At 58.3% G+C, this 10,861-nt stretch carries 14 protein-coding genes and 2 pseudogenes; 8 read left to right on the top strand and 8 right to left on the bottom strand.

Features of this window, described 5'->3' with window-relative positions:
• The first annotated feature begins 2 nt into the window (after positions 1 to 2).
• Positions 3 to 431, top strand: coding sequence for a hypothetical protein (locus MOQ67_RS27745; protein ID WP_010562495.1), 429 nt, complete (start codon positions 3 to 5; stop codon positions 429 to 431).
• Between the two features lie 132 nt (positions 432 to 563).
• Here MOQ67_RS27745 and MOQ67_RS27740 read toward each other — a convergent pair whose 3' ends face one another.
• On the bottom strand, positions 564 to 785 hold the full coding sequence (locus tag MOQ67_RS27740) for a helix-turn-helix domain-containing protein (RefSeq protein ID WP_010562496.1): 222 nt from the start codon (positions 783 to 785) through the stop codon (positions 564 to 566).
• Positions 786 to 889: 104 nt separating this feature from the next.
• Here MOQ67_RS27740 and MOQ67_RS27735 point away from each other — a divergent pair, with 104 nt between their 5' ends.
• Positions 890 to 1,072, top strand: coding sequence for a hypothetical protein (locus MOQ67_RS27735; RefSeq protein WP_448675967.1), 183 nt, complete (start codon positions 890 to 892; stop codon positions 1,070 to 1,072).
• Positions 1,073 to 1,076: 4 nt separating this feature from the next.
• Here MOQ67_RS27735 and MOQ67_RS27730 read toward each other — a convergent pair whose 3' ends face one another.
• A complete protein-coding gene (locus MOQ67_RS27730) occupies positions 1,077 to 2,168 on the bottom strand; it encodes an IS630 family transposase (RefSeq protein WP_034114923.1) in 1,092 nt (363 codons plus the stop codon).
• A gap of 75 nt (positions 2,169 to 2,243) precedes the next feature.
• On the opposite strand from MOQ67_RS27730, the pseudogene MOQ67_RS27725 reads away from it, so the two are divergent.
• The 6 genes and pseudogenes from MOQ67_RS27725 to tnpB all read left to right on the top strand — a co-directional run.
• Positions 2,244 to 2,651: pseudogene (locus MOQ67_RS27725) on the top strand (hypothetical protein); the annotation flags it as partial.
• Positions 2,648 to 4,048, top strand: a complete 1,401-nt coding sequence (locus MOQ67_RS27720) for a DEAD/DEAH box helicase (protein WP_003127305.1) — start codon at positions 2,648 to 2,650, stop codon at positions 4,046 to 4,048. The pseudogene MOQ67_RS27725 and the gene MOQ67_RS27720, both read left to right, overlap by 4 nt.
• Positions 4,049 to 4,138: 90 nt before the next feature.
• Entirely contained in the window at positions 4,139 to 4,441 is a 303-nt protein-coding gene (locus MOQ67_RS27715; RefSeq protein WP_003298444.1) for a hypothetical protein, read from the top strand.
• Positions 4,441 to 4,935 carry an inositol monophosphatase family protein gene (locus MOQ67_RS27710; protein WP_017340928.1) on the top strand — a complete coding sequence of 165 codons (495 nt, stop codon included), beginning with the start codon at positions 4,441 to 4,443 and terminating at the stop codon, positions 4,933 to 4,935. The genes MOQ67_RS27715 and MOQ67_RS27710 overlap by 1 nt, the downstream gene beginning before the upstream one ends.
• Positions 4,936 to 4,994: 59 nt before the next feature.
• Complete coding sequence (gene tnpA / locus MOQ67_RS27705; RefSeq protein WP_010562498.1) at positions 4,995 to 5,312, top strand: IS66-like element accessory protein TnpA; 318 nt, start codon at positions 4,995 to 4,997, stop codon at positions 5,310 to 5,312.
• Positions 5,309 to 5,644 carry an IS66 family insertion sequence element accessory protein TnpB gene (gene tnpB, locus MOQ67_RS27700; protein ID WP_010562499.1) on the top strand — a complete coding sequence of 112 codons (336 nt, stop codon included), beginning with the start codon at positions 5,309 to 5,311 and terminating at the stop codon, positions 5,642 to 5,644. The genes tnpA and tnpB overlap by 4 nt, the downstream gene beginning before the upstream one ends.
• A 97-nt stretch (positions 5,645 to 5,741) precedes the next feature.
• On the opposite strand, the pseudogene MOQ67_RS27695 reads toward tnpB, so the two are convergent.
• From MOQ67_RS27695 to phnC, 6 genes and pseudogenes are all read right to left on the bottom strand, one after another.
• Positions 5,742 to 6,047 (bottom strand): annotated as a pseudogene (locus tag MOQ67_RS27695) (IS5/IS1182 family transposase); the annotation flags it as partial.
• 107 nt (positions 6,048 to 6,154) lie between these two features.
• A complete protein-coding gene (locus MOQ67_RS27690; RefSeq protein WP_003127731.1) occupies positions 6,155 to 7,024 on the bottom strand; it encodes a LysR family transcriptional regulator in 870 nt (289 codons plus the stop codon).
• A complete protein-coding gene (ptxD, locus tag MOQ67_RS27685; protein WP_003127732.1) occupies positions 7,018 to 8,028 on the bottom strand; it encodes a phosphonate dehydrogenase PtxD in 1,011 nt (336 codons plus the stop codon). Before ptxD ends, MOQ67_RS27690 begins: the two co-directional genes overlap by 7 nt.
• Before the next feature lie 8 nt (positions 8,029 to 8,036).
• Complete coding sequence (gene phnE / locus MOQ67_RS27680) at positions 8,037 to 8,864, bottom strand: phosphonate ABC transporter, permease protein PhnE (protein ID WP_010466252.1); 828 nt, start codon at positions 8,862 to 8,864, stop codon at positions 8,037 to 8,039.
• 8 nt (positions 8,865 to 8,872) lie between these two features.
• Positions 8,873 to 9,736 (bottom strand): phosphate/phosphite/phosphonate ABC transporter substrate-binding protein, encoded by an 864-nt coding sequence (gene phnD / locus MOQ67_RS27675; RefSeq protein WP_010562501.1) that lies wholly within the window; start codon positions 9,734 to 9,736, stop codon positions 8,873 to 8,875.
• The gene (phnC, locus tag MOQ67_RS27670; RefSeq protein ID WP_003118432.1) at positions 9,733 to 10,560 is read right to left on the bottom strand and encodes a phosphonate ABC transporter ATP-binding protein; all 828 of its coding nucleotides are present in this window, start codon (positions 10,558 to 10,560) and stop codon (positions 9,733 to 9,735) included. The genes phnD and phnC overlap by 4 nt, the downstream gene beginning before the upstream one ends.
• Between the last annotated feature and the right edge of the window lie 301 nt (positions 10,561 to 10,861).

Below are 10,861 nucleotides of genomic sequence, written 5' to 3'. Positions count from 1 at the left end.
TCATGAAGTCTGGTGAAGGAATAAGCAAGGGGGTTGGTGCCTGTCAGGAAGCTTTGCAGCGCCTTCTCGATGGGAAGCCTTTTATGCCCGAGCATGTAGGGCTAGACCTATCCAAACTTACCGCGAGCATCGTCAGTCATGAGGCTGGATTTGACCGTGGTTATCTGAAAAAGTCTCGCAAAACACATTTGCCATTACTCGCAAAGATCGAGGCTTGTCGTGCTGAGGCTGACAAGGGCTGCGGCTCATCAAGTGGTAAAAGCATTAAACGTTTAGCAGATAAAGTTTTGTTTTTAGAAAAAGAGCTGGCGATGGTCAGTTCGCAGCGTGATCGAGCGCTTACACAGAACCTCCAGCTATGGGCGCGCGTGAGAGAACTGGAACTAGCTGAGCGTCAGAACAAGTCACGCCGGGTTCGGCTACATCATTGATAGATTTACGCCTCCTCGACAGCATCACAAGCGTCGGGGAATGTTCTAGCTAGTAGTCTGGATAATGAGGTTAGGGCCGACAGCATTAATGCAATTTCAAGCCTTCTTGAGCGCCAGCGTCGATCAGGTGGGCTAAAGCTCTGACGCCTGAGGCAGTAGGCCGCATGGATCGCATGCAAGCACGCTTGCGATGCGATACAGCTTCTCGACGGTGATGTTGACCTCGCCACGTTCGATCCGCCCTACGTAGCTGCGGTCGATATTGCACGCCAGCGCCAGTGCATCCTGGGAAATCCGGCAGGCCTTCCTCTGCACTCGGATGCGTTCCCCTAACGCTTTCGCCAACTTATCCATGACCGTCTCAATTCAACTTGAGGCGGCACTATCGTGCGTTTGCGGACGCACAGGCCACGGATTATAATCCGCATTTCTTTCGCGCTAACTCTTCTGGTGCCTCAATGAAATCGGCCTCGTTTATCTTCGACAGGCGTCTGTATGAGCTGCTTCAGGAGCCAGGGCGTACAACCTTTACGACCCGTGAACTGCGCGATGCCTATGCTGCTCGCCTGAATGGCACACATTTCCGTATCGCCGATGTGCGACGCTATGTGTATGAGCAGATCCGTCGACTAGTGGCTTGAGCGGTTAATCCATTAATTTATTTTTTATCACACTCAGCTTCGCTTTATGTACCGAGCTAATGATGGCCTCAGCCGTTTTATTCCACTTGAACGGCTTGGCTGAATGCTCATTGTGAGCCTCGATAAATTGGCGGATAGCGACTTTTAGGTCGGCGACGCTGGTGAAGGCACCCCGGTATAGCGCTCGTCTTTCCAGTTGTGCAAACCAGCCTTCCACGGCGTTCAGCCAAGACGCGCTGGTCGGTGTGAAGTGCAATTTGAAACGCGGATGCTTTTCCAGCCACTGCTTGATTGCAGCCGTTTTGTGGGTCGAACTGTTATCTAGAATCACATGCAGATCCAGTCCGGCTGGCGTGCTGCGTTCAATCTGTTGCAGAAAAGCCAGAAACTCCTTGGCTCGATGGCGCTGGGTAATCCGTCCGATTACTTGGCCGGTTAGGATGTCGAAAGCCGCGTACAGACTCGCCGTACCATGGCGCTTGTAATCATGCGTCCGGCGTTCAACTTGACCTGGGCGTAGCGGGAGCATCGGTTGGGTGCGATCCAACGCCTGGATCTGGGTTTTCTCGTCAACCGACAACACCAGGGCATTATCCGGTGGGTTCAGATAGAGCCCGACCACGTCGACTACCTTGTCGGCGAAATGAGGGTCGTTGCTGATTTTGAAGGTCTTCAGACGATGGGGTTTGAGGTCGGAAGCGGCCCAGACCTGCCGAACCTGCCACGTGGTGACCCGCGCATACTTGGCCATCAAACGGACGCTCCAGTGAGTGGCTTCCTGGGGTACACGCCGGGTGGTCAGTGTCAGGATTTCGTTGATTTTATCGGGCCCAAGTTTGAGTGGCTGGCCGCTGCGCGGCAGATCGCTCAACCCTTCGATTCCCGCCTCCAGATAACGTTTTCGCCACTTGAATACCGTCGGCGGCGTGACCTGCAACTGCTCGCTGACGGCCTTGGGCGTCAATCCGTCAGCCAGTAGAAGCAGGATGCGCGCTCGCTGGGCGAGGCTCTGTTCCAGCGTACTCATACGCAACCAACCTTGCAGGGCGATGAGATCGGAAGGCATTAAAGCGAAGGGGGAAGTCGGTCGGGCCATGCGCATAACCAATCCATGACATTGGACGCACAGTATATCGTTACCATTAGATAAATGAATTAACCGCTCAGTCCACTAGTGCGCGCGGGCTGGGTTGCACTGGACGAGGACCGTCGTGTCCGAGGACAGGTCTACCACCTGCAGCCGATTCCGGCACACCTACAACTGGAACTGATCGACAACGGTTTTGAGAGCAGCCTTATGGCTGCCGGAGTGCCCGAACCAGACACGGCGGTACGCGACGTGGAGGCTTTGCCGGCCAATACGGATTTGCAGTTGGAGGCGCTCCACAAGGAAATCCGCTTGGACTTTCTCACTTCAATGGGCGAGGCAGAGCGATTCAAGCTGCTTCTGGACGAGATGCCGCATTTGCGCGACAAGGTTGAAGGCGATTACCTGGAGGCCAGGGATCGCAGTTCTCGCCTTCTGGGCCATTTACGCGCCATAGAAAAGACCCTCAAAACGCTCGCAGCGCCACGATGAGCAGATCGCTACGCAGCTGGCAGAACAGCTGCATCACCAAGGCGTTGGAGCACCTTACCGTCACGCAGCACTTCTTCTGCCAGGCAACGCCGGGAGCCGGGAAGACGCGCATGGCCGCGGAGCTGACCAGCCGACTGCTTCAGCAGGACAGAATTGACCTGGTGCTGTGCTTTGCGCCGTCCTGCCAGGTCGTGGAGGGTTTTCGTTCGACTTTTTCGGAAGTGCTAGGCAGACGTCTCGATGGCCAGATGGGTGCCGTGGGGGCGGCCTATACCTATCAGGCCATGGAATACCGTGATGAGGGATTCTGGCAGCTTCTTGATGACTACCGGGTGCTTGTGGTCTTCGATGAAATCCACCATTGCGCCGGCCACGATCCGCTCCTCAGCAATGCCTGGGGGCAGCAGATACTGCACCGGATACAGGATCGCGCTGTCTTCACGTTGGCCCTGTCTGGCACGCCCTGGCGTTCGGACGACAAGGCCATTGCCTTGGCTCGCTATTCGTCGCCCGAAGGGCATTTGATCTGCGATTACCGCTATGGCTTGAAAGACGCCATTGCCGACGGCGTGTGCCGATCCCCTCGCATTGTGTTGCTCGATAATCAGAAGGTGAAACTCACTGAAGAACTTGGCGCGGATAGCTCCGTCAGGCTGTTTCCCAGCATCGCCAAGCTTTTGGGGGAGTCACCTGTCACCTATGAGGAACTGCTGCGCCATGACGACGTGATCAATCCAATCCTCGACCTTGGCTACAGCAAGCTCAACGAGCTACGCCAGATCAAGCCTGATGCCGCCGGCTTGGTGGTGGCTACCGACATCGAACACGCTCAGCAAATAGCCCAGGCTCTGGAAACAATGGGTGAAGAGTGCCGTATCGTGACCAACAAAACCCCGGATGCGCAGCAAGTGATCAATGCATTCCGCAGCAACACCTGCCGCTGGATTGTCGCCGTAGGAATGATCAGCGAAGGCACCGACATTCCACGCCTGCAAGTGTGCTGCTATCTCAGCCGTATCCGCACCGAACTGCATTACCGGCAAGTGCTGGGACGGGTACTGCGACGCACAGGTGAATCGGATGACCAGGCTTGGCTATTCATGCTGGCAGAACCGAAGCTTCAGGGCTTTGCGGAGCGAATTGCAGATGACTTGCCGGATGACCTGGCCGTTTTGAGAGATGTGCAGATGCCTGGATTTAATCCAGACTCAAGGCCTGAACCGATGGGTGCTTCGGGCCATGTCAAGGGTATCGGCGATGCTGGGTTAGGTGGCGCAGAACCTGGTATTGGGTCGCAGGCTACGAACATCATTTCGCTGGGTGGCTTTGCAAATGAGCCCGCTTACCAGGTCAGCTTTTCCCAGCATTACCGGCAGCAGCTACTGGCTTGTTTCTGATGCTCAGCCAGTCGAGGCTGCTCGAATGATGCCGGTGTGCATGAATCCATAACCGGCCGGTGCCGCGTGGAACGTAATCGTGAGGTGCGTATGGAGGTTAGGTCGCAGGCATTGGTCGATGTCGTTGAGGATGTGATCTGCGACGTGTGCCGCTCTGGAACTCGTATCCCTGGCTATGGCCTTCAATACGGCAAGCTTGAAGCCCAATGGGGATATGGATCACAGCATGACGGAAAGCACTATCGGGTGCATCTCTGCGAGCCCTGCTTTTTCAGGGTGCTGAGTGGATTGCGTCGGGAGTGTATGGTCAATGGCATGTTCGATGATGAGCAGCCATTTTCCTCTGAGGATTTTGGCTTGGTCAGCAAGGGTAACTACTGGGAAAAGAGCTGATGACAGGACTGCGGCTGAGCGATCTTCTTGAACCCGTCATGCAGCTTGCTTACGAAGCAGGCCTACTTATTGAGTCAGAGCTTAATAGACCAGACGGCCCAAGGGGCAGTGGCTTTAAGGCAGACGTCGATGTTGAAATCGAGGTACTTCTGCGACAGCGACTGAAGCACATCCTTAATTGCGATTTTGTCGGAGAAGAAACGGGCTGCGAGCTATCAGGCCACCCATTTAGTTGGGTTGTTGACCCCAATGATGGAACAGGCGACTTCCTCAATCGTCGGCCGGGCTCTGCCATTTCTATCGGATTGCTGCATAACGCAACGCCAGTGCTGGGCGTGGTTTACGCCCCCGTCACGCCTAGTGGTCCTGACTGCATAGCATGGGCTGAGGGTGCACCGGCTTTACTGCGTAATGGTCGTCCCGTGAATAATGACCTGCAATCTGCGATCTTGGGTAAGCGTCCAGCCAAGTCACCTTCCGAACTCCAGCATTAAGGGCGATGGTGTCCGCGTATTTTTAAGCGGACGCGTTCGTCCTTAACGTTAGGATTTCCATGCGCCAACGAAGCTCTTACCCCGAACCGTTCAAGGTCCAGGTCGTTCAGGAATGCCTACAACCGGGTGCGACCGTCTCCAGCGTTGCCATCCGCCATGGCATCAACGCCAACGTCATTCGAAAATGGCTACCGCTTTACCGAGATCAGCTACCCGCGGCGTTGCCGGCGTTCGTTCCATTGAGGGCTACGCCCAAACGGCCGACTGCAGCATCGGTGATTATTGAGCTATCGCTTGGCGAGCAGTCAGTCACAGTGAAATGGCCAGTGTCCGATCCTGACGGCTGCGCCCGCTTTGTCCGGGGGCTTGCCCCGTGATCCGCATCGATAGCATCTGGCTTGCCACTGAGCCGATGGACATGCGCGCCGGCACCGAGACCGCATTGGCCCGTGTAGTGGAGGTATTCGGTGCGGCGAAGCCGCACTGTGCTTATCTGTTCGCCAACCGCCGCGCCAACCGCATGAAAGTGTTGGTGCATGACGGTGTAGGGATCTGGCTGGCCGCGCGGCGATTGAACCAGGGCAAGTTTCACTGGCCAGGCATCCACCGCGGCTCGGAAGTTGAACTCGACACCGAGCAGCTTCAGGCTTTGGTGCTCGGTTTACCTTGGCAGCGGGTTGGTGCAGCCGGTGCGATCACAGTGCTGTAGCGCCGGCCATTAGCCCATCGCTTTATCTGCGCTGATCGCCTGCTCTGGCACAATCAGCGGCATGACTTCCTCGCCCAATCTCGACCAACTGACACCTGGTGGTTTCGTCGGGGATGCGCTCCAGGTTCAGCCCGGCAAACTGGCGCAGGATCGTGGTTTCGTACAGCGCTTCCTCCATCGCTGGATCGCTGTAGCCGAACCAGTTCTGCAGCAGATGCACACGCAGCATCGCCATCAACGGGTAGGCCGGACGGCCACCTTCACCTTTCGGATAATGTGGCTCGATCAAAGCAATCAAGCCCTTCCACGGCACCACCCGATCCATCTCGATCAGGAACAACTCCTTGCGGGTTTGCTTGCGCTTGCCAGCGTACTCGGCGTCGGCGAAGGTCATCTGCTTCATCGGGAAACTCGGTGGGTGGGGTCGCGGTATTTTGCCAAATCAGAAAGTCTTTTTCAGAGTTTCCCTAGGCTGACAAGCCAAGCGCTGGATCGCAACCATCCATCACCTTATCCAGCTAGATCTGCCTCCTCCAATAAGTGCCGCACAAATCCCGGCGGGTGCAGATTTCCGGGAGGTTTGCGCCAGATCAGTTGGAGACGCTTTTCAAGCCCCGGGATGGGAAGAGCTACCAGCGCGCCACTGCGAACTTCGTCTTGTACTGCGGAAGCCATCACCAACGACACGCCGAGTCCCGCCCTCACTGCTTGTTTGACTGCCTCGGTGCTGCCTAGCTGCATACCGCTGCGAGGCACGCCCAGTTCGCCAAAGTATTCGGTCAGAAGCCGTCCGGTACCGCTACCCGGTTCACCTCCCAGCATCGGCAGGTCCACCAGACGATCACGTTCTATGCACCCTGCTTCAGCCAGCGCATGGTCGGGGCTGACGATAAGCACCAGCGGCTCGACCCGCCAGAGGCGGTGTTCGAAGTCGGGGTGAGGTAGCCACCATTCCATGATCGCGGCGTCGAGCTGGCCCGCCAGTAGCTGGTCGGCCACATCCGGGTTGGCGGCGATGCGCAGATCCACCTCGCCCCTCTCATTTGCGGTCGTCAGATAGTTGCGCACGAATGGCAGGAGAAGGTAGGTGCCGATGTTGGAGCTGGCCCCGACGCGCTCACGATTGCCATGCAGGGCTTCTAGCGCCCGGGCGTGCATGTCGAGCAAGGCGGTCGCATGCGGCATGAAGGCCAGCGCCCGTGTGGTAGGCTGGCAGCCGCTACGACTGCGCTGCACCAGCGTTACGCCGACCTGCTCTTCAAGCTTCTGCAAGTGCTGCGACACCGTCGGCTGGGCCAGCCCCAACGCCCTCGCCGCGCTCTGAAAACTGCCTGTTTGAACGATCGCTACCAGGCTCTTCAGCCAGACCGGATTCAACATGCGGCAGGCTCGGCCTTGGGCAGACGGTTCGCAGCGTTGATTGGGCGCGCACCTGCCAATGCCTGGATGATGTTCTGCGCTGCACAACGTTCAATCTCCAGGCGCACCGCGCGCACTGCCGACCCTATGTGCGGAGTGAACAGCGTATTCGGATGCGCGAGCAGCGCAGGATCGATCAGCCGCGGCCGGTCCGCGCGAGCCCAGTCTTCCATTTCGAATACATCCGCCGCATACCCGCCGAGCTGGCCTCGCTCAAGCGCCGCGAGCACGGCGGCTTCATCCACTACCGAACCACGACAGGGGTTTACAAGCAGAGCGCCCGGCCGTACGAGGGCAAGCAGCTCGGCGTTGACCAGATGCTGGGTATCGGCATTCAAGGGAAGCGCCAGCAGGATGAAGTCCGAGCTGGCGAAGAGTTCGCTGCACGCCACCCGGCGCAGGCCGAGCCGTTGCTCGGTTTGTGTATCCAGAGCCTTCGCCTCGTGGTACTGCAGGGTCGCGCCCCATCCCTGCAAGCGATCAGCCATGGCCAGTCCGATGGCGCCCATGCCAAGGATGCCGACCGTAGCGTTATCCAGCCCCGTGCCGTAGAACTGTGGTTGCCAGCCCTGGAACTTGCCAGAGCGGACGAACGCATCTGCTGCCCGCAGATGCCGCCCCAGCCCCACCGCCAGTCCGATCGCCAGCTCGGCAGTCGGGACCGTCAACAGATCAGGCACGAAGGTCAGCCAGACCCCGCGGGCAGTACAGGCGTCCACATCGAAATTGTCGAAGCCCTTGAGCGCGCAGCCGACTACACGCAGCTCAGGGCAGGCTTGAAGAAAGTCTGCATCGACCCGATCGGGCATGAACGCCATCATCGCCTGAGCATCGCGGCAGCGGCGCAGAATTTCCTCGCGCGGCAGCGTGCTGTCGGTCTGGTTGGTCATCAGCTCGCAATGTGGCGCCAGCAGTTGCAGGATCTCATCGTGTACTCGGTGAGTTATAACGAGTTTCGGCAGCATGGTTTGTCCTATTTGAAACGTTTGCGCAGCACGCCACTGAAGGCGTCTACTAGCGTGACCATGGCCAGGATGACCAGCAGGATTGCTGCAACCTCCTGGTACTGCATGATGCGCAGCGAGCCCATGAGTTCGAAGCCGATACCGCCGGCGCCAACCATGCCCATCACGGTGGAGGCGCGAAAGTTGTATTCCCAGCGGTAGATCGCCACGTCGGCGAACTGCGGCGTCACCTGTGGCAAAACCGCGTGCAGCAGCACTTGCATCGGCGTAGCCCCCGCCGCCCGAGCGGCTTCCACCGGCGCTTCGTCGACGTGCTCGATGGCCTCGGCGAAGAACTTGCCGACCATGCCGACCGAATGCAGACCCAGGGCAAGCACGCCCGGCAAGGCGCCGAACCCTACGGCTGCAACGAAGATGATGCCCATGATCAGCTCCGGCACCGACCGCAGGGCATTGAGCAGCACCCGGGCAACACCGAACACAAGGGGGTGCGGCGCCGTATTGCGCGCTGCAACGAAGGCCACCACCAGCGAGAACACCACTGCGATGGCCGTACCGGCGATGCTCATCGCCAAGGTGTCGATCAAGGGGCGAATCCAGCTTCGATAGCCCGAAAAGTCTGGCGGCATGGCCTCGCCTGCCAGGGTCGCGATGGAGGGCAGCCCGTTCAGCAGCGTGGTGGCATCGAGCAGCCCCACGTACCAGCAGGCCAACAGCACCACTCCGAATACAATCGCCACCTGCCCCAGCTGGCGCCACCAACCGAGGCCGAAGCCTCGAAGGATGTGCTCGCGTTGCTCTGCAGGCAGCGCCTGCACGTCGTAATGAGTAGACATATCGGTGCTCACATCGTGGCGAAGTCGAGGCCGAGCAGCGATCCCATGTTGCGGATCACATCGTAGTCGGCGTCGGTGATTGGCGCGAAGGCCTCGGCCTTGAAGTTGCGCAGCACTTCGGGATCGTCGATACCGACGAATACATCCCGCACCTTGGTTTTCAGCTCGGGGCTCAGGTTCGAGCGCATCGCCCAGGGGTACTGGGGGTATTCGCCGCTGTAACCAAGTACTTTCACCTTGCTCGGATCGATTAGGCCACGTTCGACTGCGTGATTGAAAATTACCTCCGACAGCCCACCCGCATCGGCGTTGCCGTTCGCCACGTTGACGGCAACGGCGTCATGCGTGCCCACAAAATGTTGTTCGTAGTCCTGCCCACCCGTCAAACCGGCCGTCTCAAGAAGCACGGCTTTGGGAATCAAATGGCTGGACGTCGATGCCCGGTCACCATAGGCCATCTTCTTGCCCTTAAGGTCGGCATACTCATTCACGCCTGACGCCACATTGGCGATAATCACCGAGCGATAGGTCGGCTTGCCGTCGATGACCATGGCAGCGAAGGGCTCGATGTCGCTTTTGCTTTTGGCCATGACGTAGGACAGCGGACCGAAATACGCCAGGTCGATACGGCCAAAGCGCATCGCCTCAATCATCGAGGAATAGTCGGTGGTTACGATCAGCTGCACCTTCTTGTCCAGATGCTCTTCCAGATAATCCTTCAGCGGCTGGTTACGCTTGATCAGCTCGGAGGCGTTTTCGTCCGGCAGCAGGGCAACCTTTAGCACATCCGGATCGGCATCGGCCGCTAGGGCGGACAAACTTGAAACAGCGGACAGCAAGCAAGTCAATAAGAGCGCGGATAAGCGTTTCATCGGGACATCTCCAGTGAAGGTTCGAGCATGACAGGTGGTTCAGCCGGAGCATTCGCTGGCTGAGTCGTAGAGCGGCCTGCATAGATGCGCTCAAGCTGCGCATCGGTGAGTTCCGAGGGCGCGGCATCGAAAACGATCTGAGAATCGGCCAGCCCGACGACGCGATCGGCGAAGCGGCGGGCATATTCGAGTTGATGCAGCGAAACGATGGCGGTGATGCCGTCTTCCTTGCAGATGTCGCGCAGCAATCCGAGAACACGGACCGAAGTGGCCGGGTCGAGACTGGCTACCGGCTCATCGGCCAGAATGATCGCCGGCTGTTGCGCTAGCGCACGCGCGATGCCTACCCGCTGCTGCTGGCCACCGGACAGTTTGTCCACCCGGCTTAGCGCCTTGTCTGCCAGACCGACCCGAGCGAGGCAACTGAGCGCAATCTCCTGATCGGCACGCGGCAGAGGAAACAGCGAGCGGAGCGTGTTGTGAAAGGCCAGCCGACCGGTAAGCACATTAGCCAGTGCGCTTTGACGTTCGATTAGCTGGTGGTGCTGAAAGATCATGGCGGTACGCCGACGATGCTGACGCAAGGCCGAGCCGCTGCCGAGTTCACCGAGTTCGCTGGTGACACTGCCGCCAGTGGGCGTGACGAGTCGATTGAGACTACGGAGCAAGGTCGACTTGCCTGCGCCCGAGAGACCAAGCAGCACGGTGAACTCACCACGCCGAAATGCAATCGAGGTATCGCGTAGGGCTGTCACGCCGCCTGGATAGACGACGCTCAACCGGTCGACCCGCAGCACGGCGTCCTGTATCGGATGGGGCGTCATTTGATCACCTTTCGCAATATTGCTGGCCGCACAATTGCGGTTCGCGATGCAAAGGGTAGAAATTCCTTGTTAACGCACTGTTTCTAAAGGATGACATTTCGATGAATACTTCGAATCTGCCGTAGCGGGGCGGCAAGCGAAGCCGTGGAAGAACGGGCGCAACGTAGCGTCTTTCTTCACGCGGGATACAGGAGGCTTTGATTGATACTGCTGCGGATTCGCTACAGTAACGTTGGGCCAGAACGTAATGCCATCCAAGCAAGAGAGCGCACACTAGGGAAACTCTGAAGAAGACTTCCAG

It is taken from the genome of Pseudomonas sp. LY-1, assembly GCF_053502595.1.
The sequence above is the reverse complement of the archived record's forward strand: the minus strand, read 5'-3'. Positions and strand labels throughout refer to the sequence as shown.

What these genes read in the sequence shown, in the direction of transcription:
- MOQ67_RS27745 (WP_010562495.1), top strand. Translation starts at nt 3, where the DNA reads ATGAAGTCTGGTGAAGGAATAAGCAAGGGGGTTGGTGCCTGTCAGGAA.
- MOQ67_RS27740 (WP_010562496.1), bottom strand. Translation starts at nt 785, where the DNA reads ATGGATAAGTTGGCGAAAGCGTTAGGGGAACGCATCCGAGTGCAGAGG.
- MOQ67_RS27735 (WP_448675967.1), top strand. Translation starts at nt 890, where the DNA reads ATGAAATCGGCCTCGTTTATCTTCGACAGGCGTCTGTATGAGCTGCTT.
- MOQ67_RS27730 (WP_034114923.1), bottom strand. Translation starts at nt 2,168, where the DNA reads ATGGCCCGACCGACTTCCCCCTTCGCTTTAATGCCTTCCGATCTCATC.
- MOQ67_RS27720 (WP_003127305.1), top strand. Translation starts at nt 2,648, where the DNA reads ATGAGCAGATCGCTACGCAGCTGGCAGAACAGCTGCATCACCAAGGCG.
- MOQ67_RS27715 (WP_003298444.1), top strand. Translation starts at nt 4,139, where the DNA reads ATGGAGGTTAGGTCGCAGGCATTGGTCGATGTCGTTGAGGATGTGATC.
- MOQ67_RS27710 (WP_017340928.1), top strand. Translation starts at nt 4,441, where the DNA reads ATGACAGGACTGCGGCTGAGCGATCTTCTTGAACCCGTCATGCAGCTT.
- tnpA (WP_010562498.1), top strand. Translation starts at nt 4,995, where the DNA reads ATGCGCCAACGAAGCTCTTACCCCGAACCGTTCAAGGTCCAGGTCGTT.
- MOQ67_RS27690 (WP_003127731.1), bottom strand. Translation starts at nt 7,024, where the DNA reads ATGTTGAATCCGGTCTGGCTGAAGAGCCTGGTAGCGATCGTTCAAACA.
- ptxD (WP_003127732.1), bottom strand. Translation starts at nt 8,028, where the DNA reads ATGCTGCCGAAACTCGTTATAACTCACCGAGTACACGATGAGATCCTG.
- phnE (WP_010466252.1), bottom strand. Translation starts at nt 8,864, where the DNA reads ATGTCTACTCATTACGACGTGCAGGCGCTGCCTGCAGAGCAACGCGAG.
- phnD (WP_010562501.1), bottom strand. Translation starts at nt 9,736, where the DNA reads ATGAAACGCTTATCCGCGCTCTTATTGACTTGCTTGCTGTCCGCTGTT.
- phnC (WP_003118432.1), bottom strand. Translation starts at nt 10,560, where the DNA reads ATGACGCCCCATCCGATACAGGACGCCGTGCTGCGGGTCGACCGGTTG.